Source organism: Salinivibrio kushneri, assembly GCF_005280275.1.
In the GTDB taxonomy this organism is placed as follows: domain Bacteria; phylum Pseudomonadota; class Gammaproteobacteria; order Enterobacterales; family Vibrionaceae; genus Salinivibrio; species Salinivibrio kushneri.
The window spans coordinates 2,448,777-2,466,676 of record NZ_CP040021.1; the positions used below are offsets into that span (position 1 = coordinate 2,448,777).

A 17,900-nucleotide genomic window follows, 5' to 3' on the forward strand; every position below is an offset into this window, starting at 1 on the left:
GGCTCACACCAATAATCAGGCAGTTACAGATTTCTCTGTGATGGTTTTCAAATAATGGGAACGATTCCACTGATAAATTCGATAGTAGGATCCATAATGAGTGGGAACGTTACCAATGAATACCCTACAGCAATACAGGATTGCTTATGAGCCAGATAGATAAAAAAGCCATCGACCAATTGGTCACTCATATTGGCGGCAAAGATAACATCGCAACCGTTAGCCACTGCCTCACGCGTTTACGTTTCGTACTAAATGATCCAGAAAAAGCGGACGTGGCCGCGATTGAAGCGATCCCCATGGTCAAAGGCTGCTTTACCAGTGCCGGCCAATTTCAAGTCGTGATCGGCACCAATGTCGATCAAGTGTATGCCCTATTGGAAGCGCAAACCGGCGTGGAAGGCCAGTCAAAAGATGAGGCCAAACAAGCCGCGCGCCAAAATATGAGCCTAACTGAGCGTGCTATCTCACACCTCGCGGAAATCTTTGTGCCCCTTTTGCCCGCGATTATCACCGGTGGTCTGATCCTTGGCTTCCGTAATGTGATCGGCGATATCCGCATGTTCGATGGCAAAACTCTGACCGAGATCAGCGAGTTTTGGGCCACTGCTCACGGCTTTTTGTGGCTGCTTGGTGAAGCTATCTTCCACTTCCTCCCTGTCGGTGTGTGTTGGGCGACGGTGAGAAAAATGGGCGGCACCCCCATTTTGGGTATTGTTCTGGGTATTACCCTGGTATCCCCCCAATTGATGAACGCGTACCTTATCGGTAAAGAAATGCCTGAAGTGTGGGACTTTGGCTGGTTCTCAATTGAAAAAGTCGGCTATCAAGCACAGGTGATCCCGGCGATGTTTGCCGGTATGGCGCTGGCATTTATTGAAACCCAGTTAAAACGGATTATTCCAGATTACCTCTATCTTGTGGTGGTGCCGTTTGTTGCGCTGCTGACTTCCGTGATCTTGGCGCATACCCTGATTGGTCCATTTGGGCGTGAAATCGGCAACGGTGTCGCCTTCTTGGCTCGCACGGCGATGACCGGTGATTTCGCCTTTATCGGGGCAGCGCTGTTTGGCTTCCTCTATGCACCTTTGGTGATCACCGGGGTTCACCACACCACCAACGCGGTGGACTTGCAGCTGATGCAGGAAATGGGCGGCACACCTATTTGGCCGCTGATTGCCCTGTCCAACATTGCACAAGCCTCGGCGGTAGTCGGTATTATTTGGGTCAGCAAGAAAGAAAACGAGCGCGAAATTTCGGTGCCCGCGGCGATTTCCGCCTACCTTGGCGTGACAGAGCCGGCCATGTACGGGATTAACCTGCGCTACAAATTCCCGATGCTCTGCGCCATGGTTGGCTCGGCGCTAGCGGCGATGGTGTGTGGTCTTTCCGGTGTGATGGCCAACGGTATTGGTGTCGGGGGTCTACCAGGCATCTTATCTATTCAGCCACAATTCTGGGGTGTTTACGTGGTCGCGATGTTAATCGCCATCTTAGTGCCAATCGCACTCACCGCCTTTATGTACCGCCGCCAGGCCAGCAAAGGCAAATTGGCGGTCGCCTAATTCCCATTCCGTCTGCGGGGAGGGAACGCTCCCCGCTTTTTTTAGCGTTAAGAGAGACATTATGCACGCACATCCCTGGTGGAAAACGGCCACCATTTATCAGATTTATCCAAAGAGCTTCCGTGATACCACACAAACAGGGACAGGTGATCTGCCAGGCATTATCGAAAAGCTGGACTACTTTTCGACCTTGGGCATCGACGCGTTATGGCTAACCCCCATTTATGTATCGCCACAAGTCGATAACGGCTACGACATTGCCGATTATTACGCGATTGATCCTAGCCTAGGCACCATGGACGACTTCGATACCCTGCTGGCCGAAGCGCATAAACGCGACATCCGCATCATCATGGATATTGTGATTAATCACACCTCAACCGAGCATCCTTGGTTTCAATCAGCGCTTGCCAGCAAGGACAGCCCCTATCGCGATTATTACATCTGGAAAGATCCGGTTAACGGCGGAGCCCCAAACAACTGGCAATCAAAATTTGGCGGTAGCGCGTGGCAATGGCATGAACCAACCGGCCAGTATTACCTCCACTTATTTGCCACCGAACAAGCCGATCTTAACTGGGAAAATCCAGCGGTGCGGGAGGCCGTCAAAGAGGTGATGGCGTTTTGGGCCGAAAAAGGCGTGGATGGCTTTCGCCTCGATGTGATCAATTTGATCTCCAAAGATCAGTCGTTCCCTGATGATCATCAAGGCGATGGTCGCCGCTTTTATACCGACGGTCCCCGCGTTCACGACTACTTGCAAGAAATTAGCCGCGACATTTTCCAGCGTTACGGCAGCGTCACTGTAGGCGAGATGTCTTCGACCACCTTGGAGCATTGTCAGCAATATTCCGCGCCAGATGGCAAAGAGCTCTCCATGGTGTTTAACTTCCACCACTTAAAAGTCGATTATCCGGGCGGCGAGAAGTGGCGACTGGCGCCGTTTGACTTCCTGGCCCTAAAACAGCTTTTCCGCACTTGGCAGCATGGCCTGCATAATCAAGGTTGGGGCGCCCTGTTTTGGTGTAACCACGACCAACCGCGTGTGGTCAGCCGCTTTGGTGATGATCGCCACCATCGCGTTGCCTCCGCCAAAATGCTCGCCACCGCGATTCATATGCAGCAAGGCACGCCTTACGTGTATCAAGGGGAAGAAATTGGCATGACCAACCCTGGCTATCAGCGTATTGATGACTATCAAGACGTCGAAAGCCGCAACATGCACCGTCTGCTGTGCGACCAAGGCATGCCTGAAGGGGAAGTGTTGGCCATTCTGGCTGCACGCTCACGCGACAATTCGCGTACCCCCATGCAGTGGGACAGTTCAACAAACGCCGGTTTTACCACAGGCACACCCTGGCTAAAGCCTGCGCCTAACTATGCTGACGTCAATGTCGACACCGCTTTGGCGGATGAAGACTCGGTGTTCTATCACTACAAGCAGCTGATTTCCCTACGTAAAACCTTACCTGTAATCCGTGAAGGGGATTATCAGGACTTGCTGCCTGACCACCCACAGCTACTCGCGTATCGTCGCGACAATGGCGACAGCCAACTGGTGGTAGTGTGTAACTTTTATGGCGAACCGGTCACAGCGGCCTTGCCTGTCGCCCCTGCCCCGAACGCAGACTTGGTGAGCCATAATTACCCCGAAGCCAAGCGCTTAATGCCAGAAATGCAACTGGCACCCTATGAAGCCTTGGTGTATTTGATTAATCCCGCTTAACCGACACAAAAATGGCACGCCTTGGCGTGCCATTTTTTCAATTACATATTACCAGTCTAAAAACAGATATATTGTAAAAATGATATGGATAGAATATAAATTCAAGTTATACGGGATTATTAGAGAGAAGCACGTATATCTCTCACTGTCTTGATTGCATCATCAAATACTTCACGAATTTCCAATACATTATGAAACATGGTCACCGAGCATTCATGCAACTCAGGGACCTCGTCCAATGTTTTTTCATTGAGGAGTTCTTCTGGTGCGTTATCTATAAACCTTTTGCTTTTACATGCTGCAGTGTTATACCTGTCAAAAGGATAAAAGAGTCTACTCTTTAATTTATACAGTTCGAGACTTTCTAGTTTTTCTAGCTTTTCCCCGTCTGCAATTTCTGAAGCCTTTTGATAGGCGTCGAAATAGTCATTTCTTATTATAGACTCTGGCTCAGCGAAAGCTCTTAGTGCTTTGGATACGGGAAGCCCATCCTGTGTTATTGCTTTCTCAATAAATTCTTTTTCATATATTTTTAACGATGTTTCAATAGTGCTTAGGTATTCATACAATAGTGAGTGTTTGGACTGTTCCTTCCATTGTCCAATAGACAAATATGAAATATATGCTGCGGCGGCAGCACCAATACCAGATAGAGTTGTCCCCATAGCATTAAAAAATGTGACCGCGGATTCACTGACTTGAAAATTGAGTCCAAATAGCATCCCAACCAACACTAACGCGAGAACAGATACGACAATAGGGGTGTTTTTCATGATGCTTACCTACGCTTAAGGGCTATTTATTAGTCTAAACACCTGAAAAGACACAAACCACACTTTGGCGGTTAGGGAGCCTCAAAGTGTGGTTTGCTTCATGTGAGTAAATTTTCTTGTAGTAGGGAAATCAGGTTGTGGCTACGAACCCAATACCATCATGGCTGCCTTGCTTTCATGGTATATCATGCCATTTCTATTACAACGACCAGTGGCTTTGATTACTGGCGCAGCGCTCGCTCGCCGCGTGCAATGCCCACCACACCACTGCGTGCGACTTCAATGATGTCGGTAATTTCACCCACCGCGCGAATAAAGGCATCCAGTTTGTCACTGTCACCGGTCAACTGCACGGTGTAAAGCGAGTTCGTGACATCGACAATCTGCCCGCGGAAAATATCCGCCGTGCGTTTTACCTCCGCGCGGGCAAAGCCGCTGGCTTTCACTTTCACCAACGCCAGTTCACGCTCAATGTGATCGCTTTCGGTGACATTGCTCACTTTCAGCACATCAATCAGTTTGTGCAGGTGCTTTTCGATTTGCTCGCGGTCCGCGTCGCTCACCACCGAGGTGGTGATATTCAAGCGCGATAAGGTCGCGTCATCGGTCGGTGACACCGTAAGCGACTCAATGTTGTAGCCACGCTGAGAGAATAATCCCACTACCCGCGATAAAGCTCCCGGCTCGTTTTCCATTAAAACCGATACAATACTGCGCATTAGGTTCTCTCCGTTTTGCTCAACCACATTTCATTCATCGCCCCGCCGCGTACCTGCATCGGATACACGTGCTCAGTTTCATCGACATTAATATCGACAAAGACTAAGCGATCTTTCATTGCCAGTGCCTTTTCTAGGCCGGCTTCCAGCTCAGACGGATGATTAATGCGCATCCCCACATGACCATAGGCCTCAGTGATCGCCGCAAAGTCCGGCACCGAGTCCATATAAGAGTGTGAGTGGCGACCTTGATAAATCATATCCTGCCATTGTTTCACCATCCCGAGGAAACGATTGTTAAGGTTGACGATCACTACCGGAATGTCGTATTGCAACGCTGTCGACAGCTCCTGAATATTCATTTGAATACTGCCATCACCAGTGACACACACCACCTGCGCGTCCGGTAGCGCAAACTTCACCCCCATGGCGGCGGGAAGCCCAAAGCCCATAGTGCCCAAGCCGCCGGAGTTAATCCAACGGCGTGGTTTATCAAAAGGATAATAAAGCGCGGCAAACATTTGATGTTGGCCGACGTCTGAGGTCACATAGGCCTCGCCATGAGTGAGGCGGTACAAGGTTTCAATCACCTGCTGTGGTTTAATCCGCTCAGGATCGGCGACATACTGCAAACACTGACGCTCACGCCAAATCTGAATATTGTGCCACCAGGTGCTGATCGCATCGCTGTCATTGCTGCCACCTTGCTCCACCAGCAGCTTGACCATGCTATTTAATACCGCATCCGCCGAGCCAACGATGGGAATATCCGCGGCGACGGTTTTAGAGATGGTGGAAGGGTCCACATCAATGTGCATGATGGTGGCATCGGGGCAGTATTTTTCTAAGTTATTGGTAGTGCGATCGTCAAAACGGACACCAATACCAAAAATTAGATCGGCTTGGTGCATCGCCATGTTCGCTTCGTAGGTGCCATGCATGCCCAGCATGCCCAGCGAGTGTTCATGGGTGCCGGGAAACGCCCCCAGCCCCATCAAGGTGCTGACGACGGGAATGTTTAGGCTTTCTGATAATTGACGGATTTGTTCACCACAGTCGGCCATGATGGCGCCGCCACCGACATACAGCACCGGCTTTTTCGCCGCCAACAGCGCTTTTAAACCACGCTTTATCTGCCCTTTGTGTCCCGAGGTGGTCGGGTTGTAAGAGCGCATGCGCACACTGTCAGGGTACTGATATGGATGCTTTTGTGCCGGGTTCAGCATGTCTTTGGGAATATCGACCACCACAGGGCCAGGACGTCCCGTCGCGGCAAGATAAAAGGCTTTTTTAACAATGTTGGGAATATCTTCGGCGCGTTGAACTAAAAAGCTGTGTTTAACCACCGGGCGGGAAATCCCCACCATGTCACATTCTTGGAAGGCATCATTGCCAATCAGGCCGCTCATGACTTGGCCAGAAAAAACTACCATGGGGATCGAGTCCATGTACGCGGTGGCAATACCGGTAATCGCATTGGTTGCCCCTGGGCCTGAGGTGACCAGCACCACGCCCACTTCACCCGTGGCCCGTGCGTAACCATCGGCCATATGCACAGCGGCTTGCTCATGACGCACCAACACATGGTCAATATCACTCTTTTCGTGTAATGCGTCGTAAATATCCAGCACCGACCCGCCTGGATAGCCAAAAATATGTTTTACGCCTTGATCGATCATGGAGCGCACGATCATCTCGGCACCGGATAACATTTCCACTCTACGCCTCCCTGTCTGCATAGTTAGGACTTACTTTTAGCCTAATCTTGCCCCTTACGCTTGGATGTACTGATGGTCACTCACCACGCGGACATCTAAACCAAATACTGGCGGTAAGGCGGCGTTAGATTGTCATTTGGCCTGCTTCGAATGAAGCTGCAATCAATGTAACTTTTTATTTGCAAAACTGTCTATTAGCTAATCAGTATTTACATTTTTAATCTAAATGTTGAGTGAATGTTGCTGGTTTACGCTAACCACGGGGGATAAAATTGGAAATATCCACTATAAAATCGCCACTTTGCCAGATTTGCTATCCAGCTATGAGGAGAAAAGAGGGGGAAAAGGCATAAAAATAGCAGGAAAAAAGGAAGATTCTCAGCCATGAGAAACCTTCCTCGCTTTGGTAAACCAAACTAACGCTGATACATCGTATTAATGTGATCTTGGTAACGTGAAAGGATCACTTTGCGGCGCAGTTTCATAGTCGGCGTGAGTTCGCCACTGTGCATGCAAAAGCCCTGCGGCAACAAGGTAAAGCGTTTGACTTGCTCAAATTTGGCCAATTCATGTTGCAAGCTCTGCAAACGCTTTTCAAACAAAGCCACCACATCAGCGTGTTTTAGCAGCTCTTTACGGTTTTGATATTCGATATTGGCCGCCCGCGCCCACTCTTCCAAGGCATCGAAGCAAGGTACAATCAAGGCAGAGACAAAATGACGCGCCTCAGCCACCACCGCAATCTGGTCGATAAAGTGATCACGTACCAAAGCGCCCTCTACCCGTTGTGGCGCGATATACTTACCACCAGAGGTTTTCATTAGCTCTTTGATTCGGTCGGTGATAAACACGCTGCCCTTGGTATCGAGATACCCCGCATCGCCGGTTTTCAAAAAGCCATCCTCGGTAAAGGTCGCCGCCGTCGCATCGGGTTGATTAAAGTAACCCCGCATCACCATCGGCCCACGCACTTGAATTTCATTATCCGCCCCAATCCGTACTTCTGCGCCCGGCATCGGATGGCCAATCGATTGGGGGTCAAAGCCGGTATCGTCCCAGCAAGAAACCGTGGCGGTGGTTTCGGTCATGCCATAACCGAGCTTGACGTTAATGCCGATTGCATGGAAAAACGCGCCGATGTCAGGGTCAAGACGCGCCCCACCGCATGGCATCAAGCGCATCTTGCCACCCAATAGCGTACGTAACTTACTGAGCACCAGCTTGTCGGCCAACGCCAATTGCCATTGCTGACGCCGCGACAGTGATTGACCAGCGCGTAATTGCGCAGCATGACGTTCGCCTTGGCGCAGGGCCCAACGGAATAAATGCGGTTTAACGCCAGTGGCCCGACTGAGTTTGTCGTGAATAGCACCATGGATTTTTTCGTAAAAACGCGGCACTGCACACATCACCGTCGGTTTGACCTCGGCCAATGCCTCACGCACCTGAAGCGGGTTGGAGAGGTAGCAATTGACCGCTCCGCGGTGAAGCACGTAATAGCTCCATGCGCGCTCAAACACATGGGAAAGCGGCAAAAAGGCCAAGGACACATCATCCGGTCTTAATGCCAAGACTTGATCATGCACCTCCAACTGCGCCGCGATATTGGCATAATCCAGCATCACTCCTTTCGGATCGCCCGTGGTGCCGGAGGTATAAATCAAGGTGGTCAGATCGTCCATGCATCGTGCGTCAATGCGCGCCTCTAATTCGGCTTGGTAGCCACGATCGTCTTGCAATAACCAACTGGCCCAATCCCACACCTTGGGGTGCGTTGGAGCCGTCGTCTCTTGGCTTAGGGCAATCACCCCTTTGACATTAGGACAGTGTTCGAGAGCAGCCACCGCGATCTCTCGTTGCTCGTCACCGACGAAAACCCATTGCACGTCAGCATCATTGATAATGTGTGCCGCTTGCTGAGCGGTGCTGGTGGCGTAAATCGGCACAGGTACGGCGCGAATTTGCAATGCGGCGTAATCTAACATTGCCCACTTTTCGCTGTTCGGCGCAAAGATAGCGATGGTTTGTTGAATCTCACACCCGGCATTTAACAAACAGCGTGACAGCTGATCGATTCGCTCGCCCATTTGACGCCAGCTGAGGCTTGCCCACTGTGACTGTTGCTGAAAACGAATGGCTTCGCGTTCACCTTGGGCGCGAATCTGCTCGCGGATGCGAGTAACGATATGGTTTTGGGTGTCCACTGTCTCTCTCTTGGTTCGCATTTTTGGCGAACACATGTACGCTCAATAATGACAGCGAGTGTACCGAGCGCACGACCAAACTCAAGAAAAATTGAGTGAATGCTCTAGCGAAAGTGTAAAAACGTGATTCAGCCTTGTGGAAGCGGCTGATCGACGCACGTACCGCACAGCGCGCTACCGAATCAAGCGTTGCAACCTAAGTGGGTGTGGATCCATACGTATTGAGGAGCGATTAAAGTCCAAAATCGACTCCTCAACCGTTTCTGGGTAATCCACCTGAGCCCATAGATGGTGAAACAGGCTGCGTGTCTGACTTAGCTCGCCTTTCACCAGCCATTCCGCCAATGCTTGAGCAACATCCGGGTAGCCAATCGCGCCCACCTTCGGTGCCTGCAACCATTCGCGTACCGCACTCGCATCCAAACTATCCATACTATGTGCTAGCCCAAGCTGAGAAAGTGTGGCGACATTACTCAACTGTTCAAACTGACCAGACAATGGCTTTAAAAGGAGCTTTTTCCCTAGGCTTAACGCCTCGGAAGGGAGTTCAAATCCCCCATTGGCAATCACGCCCTGGCACTGGTGTAGCGCTGTGTGAAAGCTTTCTTTGCCTAAGGGCATGAGCGTTAGGTTTTCACGCTGATAGGGCGCATTAACCTCGGGGTGAAAGCAGATAAAAGGTTGGCTAAAGCGCAACAACAATTCACTCACCGCAGATAAAGACTCAAAGGGAAGATACACCAGCACCGCCCTCTCCGCAGCCGGCGGTGTCACCGCTTTATCTACCGGAGTGGTATCAATAATCGGAGGTAAGATCGGTTGGTTAAAGTGATACCAGTGCAAGCCAATGGCATAGTCTGTTGGAGCAAAATAACGCATGATCATGCGATTGATCAGCGTTTCTCCATGTTTGGGCACCGCGTGAGAAAACGCCGCTTGGTGGCTGATCGCCACCGATGGTACCCCTTGCCGGCGCGCCGCCCACGCACTGATGGGTTCAAAATCAGAGATAACCTTATCGTAGCCTGATACATCAAACTGGCGAATATCGCGTCGTAGCTGCGCCAAGTGATTGTGTCGCGCGGTGGCGAGCATATCAATTTTGCCATCACGGCTGACAAAGCTCATCCCAGTAAATGTGCGATAATCGCCAAATGGCGCCATATCAAAATAGCGCTCGGCAGGCCGCCCGGAAAAAACAAAATCGACGTCGACATCGTATCCAGCCAAGGCACGCGCCATCGCACGGGCACGCGATATATGCCCATTACCGGTTCCCTGAACACCGTATAAAAGCTTCATTAAATACCTGTTATTCCGTAAAGATCGAAAGTGATACTGTGTGCCAACGTCGCGCACATCAGCCCTAATCCAGCGCCCACCACGATATCGCTCACAAAGTGCACGCCCAGCAACACGCGCGAAATACCAATTAGGCTGGCCCAAATGAACACCAAAAGGGTTAACGAAGGGAAGAAGGTGCTCAGCAATGAGGCCATGAGAAAAGCGGCGGCCGTATGGCCTGATGGCATACTGTAAAGATCGGAAGGCGTGATAAAGGCGGGCAACTGCGAAGGACGTGCGCGCCGAAAGCTGCGTTTAAGTACCCAGTAAATCGGCAGCTCGATGGCAAAAGCCGTCAGTCCGGTGAGCAAAAACCAGAACCCGACCGCCTCATGAAGCCACCAAGCCGTGAAGCCAATCACCAAATAGAGGGGGCCGTCGCCGGAACGGGAAACGGCACGGGCTATTTTTGCTGTACCAGCGCTAAAGCGATGCGATAGACAAAAGGTCGACACCGTGTGATCGAAGCGTTGAATCGCGGTAAAGCTTCTCATCCTGCCTCCCAATGCGGCGAGCTGATGGTTAAACTCTAGTCAGCCGGTATGACAGGTCGGTGACGTTATTGGGTCATCTCGATGAATTTACGTCGCCGCTTGATCTCAGGGACGTTGGGACAAGTAAAAATAATGAAGACTGGATAAAGCCGCGCCAGAGCACAGCACAAAAATCTAACTTTTAGTTTTAAATCCAGTTTAATTAACCAGTTTTTTACCTTTGCATTGCGCAGAAAACGGGTTTTGTTTTTTTCAGATTGACGCTTTCCCCATCGCTCTGTTATTTCTGGTAACAGAATATTTACTGACGGACATCAGCATGACATTGTTTCACCTACGCCTCATCCTCCTTCTTATCGTGACCCAGTCGCGCGGGTAGGTTTTGGGCAGAAAACAGTGAATGCCAAATCTCAAAAACCCGCGCCAGACGCGGGTTTTTTTGTATCTAACGTCGCCAAAATAATATCAAGCGCCAATTAAAGAGCCCTTCAAAGCGGCCAGCAAACACAACAGGGAGTCACCCATGAGCGAGAACAGCCAAGTTATTCTGTTTGATACCACCTTACGCGACGGCGAGCAGGCGCTGTCCGCCAGTTTAACCGTCAAAGAGAAATTGCAGATCGCCCAAGCCTTGGACCGCATGAAGATAGACATTATTGAAGCCGGTTTTCCTGTCTCCTCACCGGGCGATTTTGAATCCGTGCGCACTATCGCCGAGCATATGCAACATGCGCGCGTTTGTGCCTTGTCTCGCGCGGTCCCCAAAGACATCGATGTGGCCGCCGAGTCCCTCAAAGCCGCTGACGCCTTTCGTATCCACACCTTTTTATCCACCTCAACCATCCATGTAAAAGACAAGCTTCGCCGCAGCTATGATGACGTGGTCGAGATGGGGGTACGCGCCGTCAAACATGCGCGCCAATACACCGACGATGTAGAGTTTTCCTGCGAAGATGCCGGGCGCACCCCGATTGATAATTTATGCCGTATGGTCGAAGCGGCGATTGATGCCGGCGCGACCACGGTCAATATTCCCGATACCGTCGGCTACACGGTTCCCAGTGAATTCGGCGATATCATTGCGACCTTGTTTAACCGCGTGCCTAATATCGACAAAGCGGTGATTTCTGTCCATTGCCATGATGATTTGGGGATGTCGGTCGCCAACTCTATTGCCGCGGTGCAAGCTGGCGCCCGCCAAGTGGAAGGCACTATCAATGGTATCGGTGAACGTGCGGGGAACTGCGCGCTGGAAGAAATTGCGATGATTTTAAAAACCCGCGCCGACTTGTTAGGTGTAGAAACAGGGTTGAACCACACCGAAATTACCCGCACCAGCAAGTTGGTTAGCCAGCTTTGCAACATGCCTATTCAGCCCAATAAAGCCGTCGTCGGCGCCAATGCCTTTAGCCACTCCTCCGGTATCCACCAAGATGGCATGCTGAAAAACAAAAACACCTACGAAATTATGACGCCAGAGTCGATTGGTTTGGGCAAAAAAGCGCTTAACCTGACCAGTCGCTCCGGCCGTGCCGCGGTGAAAAGCCATATGGATAACCTTGGCTACAGCGAACAAGACTACGATTTAGACACCTTGTATCAGTCATTCTTACAGCTGGCGGATCGCAAAGGTCAGGTATTCGATTACGATTTAGAAGCCTTGATGTTCTTCAATAATCTTAAAGAAGAGGACGACTTTTATAAGCTGAACTATTTGGGCGTGCAATCGGGCAGCTTAATGGCAACCACCAGCATCAAGTTGCAATGTGGCGATGAAGAGAAGCACGAAGCAGCCACTGGCAACGGCCCCGTCGATGCGCTGTATCAGTGTATTTACCGCATTACCGATTATGATATTGAGCTGGATAAATTTGATCTGACCGCCAAAGGGGAAGGGGAAGATGGCCTCGGCCAAGCTGACATCATTGCCAACTACAAGGGTCGTAAATATCACGGCACCGGGGTGTCAACCGACATCATCGAGGCCTCAGGCGAAGCGTTATTGCATGTGATCAATGCCATCTATCGCGCCGACAAAATCGCTCAGATTAAGGAACAATCCCACTTGAAACAGGAGACAGTATAACCATGGCCAGCGCACACCAGATTGCACTCTTACCCGGCGACGGTATCGGCCCCGAAGTCATGACGCAAGCCGAGAAGGTGCTTGATGCAGTTAGCGAGCGATTCTCACTCACTTTGGAGCGTCAGCATTATCCGGTGGGGGGAGCCGCGATTGACGCCCATGGCTCGCCGCTGCCCGAGCAGACCTTGGCGGGATGTGAAAAAGCCGATGCGATTTTATTTGGTTCAGTGGGCGGCCCAAAGTGGGAGCATTTACCGCCCAATGAGCAACCGGAGCGCGGTGCCTTGCTGCCGTTACGCAAGCACTTTGGTCTTTTTTGTAATTTGCGTCCGGCGCAAATTCATACCGGTCTCGAAGGCTTTTGCCCACTGCGCGCCGATATTGCCGACCAAGGCTTTAACATCGTGGTGGTGCGAGAGCTGACCGGCGGGATTTATTTTGGTGAGCCCAAAGGGCGCGAAGGCGAAGGCCGCGAGGAAAAAGCGTTTGATACCGAGGTTTATCATCGCTATGAAATTGAGCGTATCGCCCGTATCGCCTTCCAGTCGGCTCAGTTGCGTAACAAGCAAGTGTGCTCAATCGATAAAGCCAATGTGTTGCAAAGCTCGATGCTGTGGCGTGAAGTCGTGGAAGAGGTGGCCAAGGACTATCCAGATGTCCACTTAAGCCATATGTATATCGACAACGCCACCATGCAGCTGATTAAAGACCCATCGCAATTTGATGTGATGCTGTGCTCGAATATTTTCGGCGACATTATTTCGGATGAATGCGCAATGATCACCGGCTCGATGGGCATGCTGCCATCCGCGAGCTTAAACGCGAGTAAATTTGGTTTGTATGAGCCCGCCGGCGGCTCTGCCCCCGATATCGCGGGGAAAAATATCGCCAACCCGGTCGCACAAATTCTCTCCGCCGCGTTGATGTTGCGCTACTCGTTAGGCGAAGAAGACGCAGCCTGTGCGATTGAGCATGCAGTCAGCCAAGCACTGGCGGCCGGTGAGCTGACCGCCGATCTGGCAGGCAACCATCCTGCATTGAGTACTGAACAAATGGGCGATCGTATCGCCGCCTATATCCGCCAAGGCGCAGAATAATTACCCGTAAGGATACGAGCTATGTCGAATGCAAACACTCAGCAAGGCGCCAAGACCTTGTATGAAAAAATCTATCAAGCCCATGTGGTCACCGAGCAGCCGGGTGAAGCGCCACTGCTGTATATCGATCGTCATTTGGTGCACGAAGTAACCTCACCACAAGCCTTTGATGGCCTGCGGGAAAAAGGGCGTCCGGTGCGCCAAGTGAGCAAAACCTTCGCTACCATGGATCACAATGTCTCCACCGAAACCAAAGACATTAACGCGTCTGGAGAAATGGCGCGCATCCAAATGGAGACGCTAGCCAAAAACTGCGACGAATTTGGCGTCACCCTGTACGACCTAAATCACCCTTACCAAGGCATTGTCCATGTCATGGGCCCTGAGCTTGGCATTACCCTGCCCGGCACCACCATCGTCTGTGGTGATTCGCACACCGCGACGCATGGTGCCTTCGGCTCCCTCGCCTTTGGCATTGGCACCTCAGAAGTCGAACACGTACTCGCCACCCAAACGCTTAAGCAATCCCGCGCCCGCACGATGAAAATTGAAGTCACGGGCAAAACTGCCCCCGGGATCACCGCCAAAGATATTGTCCTAGCGATTATTGGTAAAGTCGGCCACGCAGGCGGCACCGGACATGTGGTGGAGTTTTGTGGGGACGCGATCACCGCCTTGTCGATGGAAGGACGTATGACGGTCTGCAACATGGCCATCGAATTAGGCGCCAAAGCTGGCCTTATCGCGCCGGACGACACCACCTTTGCCTATTTAAAAGACAAGAAATTTGCTCCTAAAGGCGAGCAATGGCAGCAAGCGGTCGCTTACTGGCAAACTTTGCACTCGGACGCCGATGCACAGTTTGATCGCGTGGTCACCCTCGATGGCAGTCAAATCCATCATCAAGTCACTTGGGGCACTAACCCCGGCCAAGTGGTCAGTGTGCATGATACCGTGCCTGCCCCTGAGACAATGACCGATCCGATTGAACGCCACTCAGCAGAGCGCGCGCTAAAATACATGGGACTGACACCGGGACAAGCCATCAACCAAATCAGCATTGATAAGGTCTTTATCGGCTCTTGCACCAACTCACGGATTGAAGACATGCGCGCGGCCGCCGCGGTCGCCAAAGGACGACGCGTGGCAGATAGCGTCCATGCCATGGTGGTGCCTGGGTCCGAGCAAGTGCGCGCCCAAGCAGAGCAAGAAGGGCTGGATGTGATTTTCCGCGACGCTGGCTTTGAGTGGCGCTTACCCGGCTGCTCAATGTGTTTGGCGATGAACAACGATCGCTTGGGCCCCAAAGAGCGCTGCGCGTCCACCAGCAACCGTAACTTTGAAGGCCGCCAAGGCCGTGAAGGCCGCACCCACTTGGTCAGCCCGGCGATGGCCGCCGCCGCTGCTATCGCGGGTCATTTTGTCGACGTTAACCAATTATAAGGAGGCCTTATGTCAGGCATACACACTCACACCGGCATTGTTGCTCCATTGGATGCGGCGAACGTCGATACCGATGCGATCATTCCCAAACAGTTTTTGCAAAAAGTCACCCGTACTGGCTTTGGTCAGCACCTGTTTCACGATTGGCGCTTTTTAGACGATGCGGGCAAGCAACCGAACCCCGAGTTTGTGCTTAACCAAGCGCGTTATCAAGGCGCAAGCGTCTTGCTCACCCGCGAAAACTTTGGTTGTGGCTCATCCCGCGAGCATGCCCCCTGGGCGCTGGATGATTACGGTTTTAAAGTGATTATCGCCCCCAGTTTTGCCGATATTTTCTATGGCAACTGTATCAACAACCAAATGGTGCCGGTGCCCCTTGAAGAAGGCCAAATCGATGCTTTATTTGCGTATGTAGCCGAAAATGAAGGCGCAACGGTAACCCTGGATTTGCCCGCCCAAACCATCCGAGCCGGTGAGCACTGCTTTAGCTTCCAAATGGATGATTTTCGTCGTCATTGCCTGTTGGAAGGCTTAGATAGCATTGGCCTCACCCTACAGCACGACGCTGAGATCTCGCGCTTTGAGCAGCGCATCCCGGACTTTTTGTCATAAATCCCCGCTTTAGCCCACTCCACCAATAAGCGCGATCCTCGCCGCGCTTATTGGTCAAGCCTCACTTTTTTCCATTCACCATGAAACCAACAACGCATTTGCTTGGTCTAGTCTGAAAAGAAGGCTTGCTGAAAATAAGGACGGGCAATGCAAAAACGTTTGATACTTCTATTCTGTTTGGTTTTTCCGCTGTTTAGCCAAGCGGCCCCCAAAGCAGAGTATTGGGCGATGTGGGATGCCCATAACCCTGACAGCCAGGCGACATTCACTCATCACAGCTGGCAAGTATTACTGGATAAGTATTTGCAACCTCAGGGGCAACACACCTTATTTAACTATGCGGCGGTCACCGACGCTGACAAGAAAGCCCTCGATCATTATATCCGCATGCTCACCGCGCGCGACCCGCGTACCCTGACCAAAAACGAGCAATACGCGTATTGGGTCAACCTTTACAATGCGGTCACCGTAAAACTGATTATCGCCGAGTACCCGGTCAGTTCCATCACCAAACTCGGTGGGCTATTTAGCTTTGGCTCATGGGATGATGAGGTGGTCACGGTGGCAGGTGAACCCCTTACCTTGAATGATATTGAGCACCGCATTCTGCGCCCACTATGGCAAGATCCGCGTACCCACTATGCGGTTAACTGTGCCAGTTTGGGTTGTCCAAACCTGCAACCTAAGGCCTTCCAAGCAAACGCGCTTGAGGCACAGCTCGAACAAGCGGCCTATCGTTTTATTAATAGCGACAAAGGGGTAAGTCAGCAAGGCGATCAATGGCAGCTTTCTTCTATCTATGAGTGGTTTGAGGCTGATTTTGGTGGCGATAAGCAAGGCGTGATCGCTCACATAAACCAGTATCGCGATATTCCATTGCCACAAGAGGCAACATTGGAATACGACTACAACTGGGACCTTAACCAACTCGCTGACTAAAAGGCTTGGTTAACTCTAAGCCAATCAGTACAATGGCTTGGTACTCATTGGGGAGCCTCATGGCTGAGATTGCGCTCTGCGCTAGACCCATCGAACCTGATCCAGCTAACACTGGCGTAGGGATTGAGACTTGATGTTGCCATCAACTTGCCTCAACACCCACGCCCAACTTAGGAGCGTGCTGTGAAAGTTTTTACCTCTGTTCTCACTCTGATTTCTCTGTCGCTGTTATCACTCAGTGCCCGCGCCGCGGACCCACTCACCGTGTATACCTATGACTCCTTTATCGCCGAATGGGGCGCAGGGCCCAAAATCAAAGCCGAATTTGAAAAACAGTGCGATTGCCAACTGGAATTCGTGTCTCTCGATGATGGCGCCGCTTTGCTCAATCGCCTACGCATTGAAGGGGAGACCACCCAAGCCGATATCGTACTCGGGATGGATACCAATTTAATGAAAGAAGCCGAGCGCAGCGGCATTGTCGCTGAGCATGCAGTCAATACTGAGCGCCTGCAAGTGCCTGGCGGGTGGGACAACAACTACTTTATCCCTTACGATTACGGCTATTTTGCCTTTGTGTATGACACTACCCGCTTGCTCGATCCGCCCAAAAGCCTCAAAGCCTTGATTGAAGAGCGCGACGATATCAGTGTGATTTACCAAGATCCGCGCGTCTCAACCGTCGGCCAAGGCTTAATGCTCTGGATCCAAAAAGTGTATGGCGATGATAACCAACAAGCATGGCGCGAACTGGCTGACAACACCATTACCGTGACCAAAGGCTGGACCGAGGCGTACAACATGTTCCTTAACAAAGAAGCCGACATGGTGCTTTCTTACACCACTTCACCGGCCTATCACCGGGTTGCTGATGAGGACGACCGCTTTGCCGCCGCCATGTTTGAAGAAGGCCACTACATGCAAATCGAAGTGGTGGCAAAATCAGCCTACACGGATCAACCGGAACGTGCAGACGCGTTTTTACAATTTATGCTCAGTGATGCAGCTCAGTCTGTGCTCCCAACCACGCAGTGGATGTATCCGGTAACCGATGTCAACCTACCTGATGCCTTCTACACCTTAGACAAGCCGGAGAAAAGCCTGCTGTATCAGCCTGATGAAGTGATGGGCAATCGCCAGCAATGGGTGCGTGACTGGCAAACCGCGCTGGTTGAATAGC

At 51.4% G+C, this 17,900-nt stretch carries 14 protein-coding genes and 1 riboswitch; of the genes, 8 read left to right on the forward strand and 6 right to left on the reverse strand.

Features of this window, described 5'->3' with window-relative positions; translation table 11 throughout:
* The first annotated feature begins 146 nt into the window (after window positions 1-146).
* Entirely contained in the window at window positions 147-1,565 is a 1,419-nt protein-coding gene (gene treB / locus FCN78_RS11300) for a PTS trehalose transporter subunit IIBC (protein ID WP_077659284.1), read from the forward strand.
* A 61-nt stretch (window positions 1,566-1,626) separates the two neighbouring features.
* Window positions 1,627-3,291 (forward strand): alpha,alpha-phosphotrehalase, encoded by a 1,665-nt coding sequence (gene treC, locus FCN78_RS11305; RefSeq protein ID WP_077659285.1) that lies wholly within the window; start codon window positions 1,627-1,629, stop codon window positions 3,289-3,291.
* Window positions 3,292-3,410: 119 nt separating this feature from the next.
* Here the strand turns inward: treC and FCN78_RS11310 are convergent, their stop codons facing one another.
* The 6 genes from FCN78_RS11310 to FCN78_RS11335 form a co-directional block, all read right to left on the reverse strand.
* The gene (locus FCN78_RS11310; RefSeq protein WP_077659286.1) at window positions 3,411-4,064 is read right to left on the reverse strand and encodes a hypothetical protein; all 654 of its coding nucleotides are present in this window, start codon (window positions 4,062-4,064) and stop codon (window positions 3,411-3,413) included.
* Window positions 4,065-4,285: 221 nt separating this feature from the next.
* A complete protein-coding gene (gene ilvN, locus FCN78_RS11315; protein WP_077599747.1) occupies window positions 4,286-4,783 on the reverse strand; it encodes an acetolactate synthase small subunit in 498 nt (165 codons plus the stop codon).
* Window positions 4,783-6,501, reverse strand: a complete 1,719-nt coding sequence (locus FCN78_RS11320) for an acetolactate synthase 3 large subunit (RefSeq protein ID WP_069361702.1) — start codon at window positions 6,499-6,501, stop codon at window positions 4,783-4,785. Before FCN78_RS11320 ends, ilvN begins: the two co-directional genes overlap by 1 nt.
* Window positions 6,502-6,917: 416 nt before the next feature.
* Window positions 6,918-8,726 (reverse strand): AMP-dependent synthetase/ligase, encoded by a 1,809-nt coding sequence (locus FCN78_RS11325; RefSeq protein ID WP_077659329.1) that lies wholly within the window; start codon window positions 8,724-8,726, stop codon window positions 6,918-6,920.
* Window positions 8,727-8,879: 153 nt separating this feature from the next.
* Window positions 8,880-10,007, reverse strand: a complete 1,128-nt coding sequence (locus FCN78_RS11330; RefSeq protein ID WP_077659287.1) for an MJ1255/VC2487 family glycosyltransferase — start codon at window positions 10,005-10,007, stop codon at window positions 8,880-8,882.
* On the reverse strand, window positions 10,007-10,543 hold the full coding sequence (locus FCN78_RS11335) for a phosphatase PAP2 family protein (protein WP_077659288.1): 537 nt from the start codon (window positions 10,541-10,543) through the stop codon (window positions 10,007-10,009). Before FCN78_RS11335 ends, FCN78_RS11330 begins: the two co-directional genes overlap by 1 nt.
* Window positions 10,544-11,066: 523 nt before the next feature.
* Between FCN78_RS11335 and leuA the strand changes: the two genes are divergently transcribed.
* The 6 genes from leuA to thiB all read left to right on the forward strand — a co-directional run bounded on the left by leuA (window position 11,067) and on the right by thiB (window position 17,899).
* Window positions 11,067-12,629 carry a 2-isopropylmalate synthase gene (leuA, locus tag FCN78_RS11340; RefSeq protein ID WP_069361699.1) on the forward strand — a complete coding sequence of 521 codons (1,563 nt, stop codon included), beginning with the start codon at window positions 11,067-11,069 and terminating at the stop codon, window positions 12,627-12,629.
* Window positions 12,630-12,631: 2 nt separating this feature from the next.
* A complete protein-coding gene (gene leuB / locus FCN78_RS11345) occupies window positions 12,632-13,726 on the forward strand; it encodes a 3-isopropylmalate dehydrogenase (protein ID WP_069361698.1) in 1,095 nt (364 codons plus the stop codon).
* Between the two features lie 21 nt (window positions 13,727-13,747).
* Window positions 13,748-15,169 carry a 3-isopropylmalate dehydratase large subunit gene (leuC, locus tag FCN78_RS11350; RefSeq protein WP_077659289.1) on the forward strand — a complete coding sequence of 474 codons (1,422 nt, stop codon included), beginning with the start codon at window positions 13,748-13,750 and terminating at the stop codon, window positions 15,167-15,169.
* Window positions 15,170-15,178: 9 nt separating this feature from the next.
* Complete coding sequence (gene leuD / locus FCN78_RS11355; protein ID WP_077659290.1) at window positions 15,179-15,781, forward strand: 3-isopropylmalate dehydratase small subunit; 603 nt, start codon at window positions 15,179-15,181, stop codon at window positions 15,779-15,781.
* 147 nt (window positions 15,782-15,928) lie between these two features.
* Window positions 15,929-16,720 (forward strand): DUF547 domain-containing protein, encoded by a 792-nt coding sequence (locus FCN78_RS11360; protein ID WP_077659291.1) that lies wholly within the window; start codon window positions 15,929-15,931, stop codon window positions 16,718-16,720.
* A gap of 38 nt (window positions 16,721-16,758) precedes the next feature.
* A riboswitch (TPP riboswitch) is annotated at window positions 16,759-16,860 on the forward strand.
* Between the two features lie 43 nt (window positions 16,861-16,903).
* Complete coding sequence (gene thiB / locus FCN78_RS11365; protein WP_077659292.1) at window positions 16,904-17,899, forward strand: thiamine ABC transporter substrate binding subunit; 996 nt, start codon at window positions 16,904-16,906, stop codon at window positions 17,897-17,899.
* The last annotated feature ends 1 nt before the right edge of the window (window position 17,900 follow it).

What these genes read in the sequence shown, in the direction of transcription:
- treB (WP_077659284.1), top strand. Translation starts at nt 147, where the DNA reads ATGAGCCAGATAGATAAAAAAGCCATCGACCAATTGGTCACTCATATT.
- treC (WP_077659285.1), top strand. Translation starts at nt 1,627, where the DNA reads ATGCACGCACATCCCTGGTGGAAAACGGCCACCATTTATCAGATTTAT.
- FCN78_RS11310 (WP_077659286.1), bottom strand. Translation starts at nt 4,064, where the DNA reads ATGAAAAACACCCCTATTGTCGTATCTGTTCTCGCGTTAGTGTTGGTT.
- ilvN (WP_077599747.1), bottom strand. Translation starts at nt 4,783, where the DNA reads ATGCGCAGTATTGTATCGGTTTTAATGGAAAACGAGCCGGGAGCTTTA.
- FCN78_RS11325 (WP_077659329.1), bottom strand. Translation starts at nt 8,726, where the DNA reads ATGCGAACCAAGAGAGAGACAGTGGACACCCAAAACCATATCGTTACT.
- FCN78_RS11330 (WP_077659287.1), bottom strand. Translation starts at nt 10,007, where the DNA reads ATGAAGCTTTTATACGGTGTTCAGGGAACCGGTAATGGGCATATATCG.
- FCN78_RS11335 (WP_077659288.1), bottom strand. Translation starts at nt 10,543, where the DNA reads ATGAGAAGCTTTACCGCGATTCAACGCTTCGATCACACGGTGTCGACC.
- leuA (WP_069361699.1), top strand. Translation starts at nt 11,067, where the DNA reads ATGAGCGAGAACAGCCAAGTTATTCTGTTTGATACCACCTTACGCGAC.
- leuB (WP_069361698.1), top strand. Translation starts at nt 12,632, where the DNA reads ATGGCCAGCGCACACCAGATTGCACTCTTACCCGGCGACGGTATCGGC.
- leuC (WP_077659289.1), top strand. Translation starts at nt 13,748, where the DNA reads ATGTCGAATGCAAACACTCAGCAAGGCGCCAAGACCTTGTATGAAAAA.
- leuD (WP_077659290.1), top strand. Translation starts at nt 15,179, where the DNA reads ATGTCAGGCATACACACTCACACCGGCATTGTTGCTCCATTGGATGCG.
- FCN78_RS11360 (WP_077659291.1), top strand. Translation starts at nt 15,929, where the DNA reads ATGCAAAAACGTTTGATACTTCTATTCTGTTTGGTTTTTCCGCTGTTT.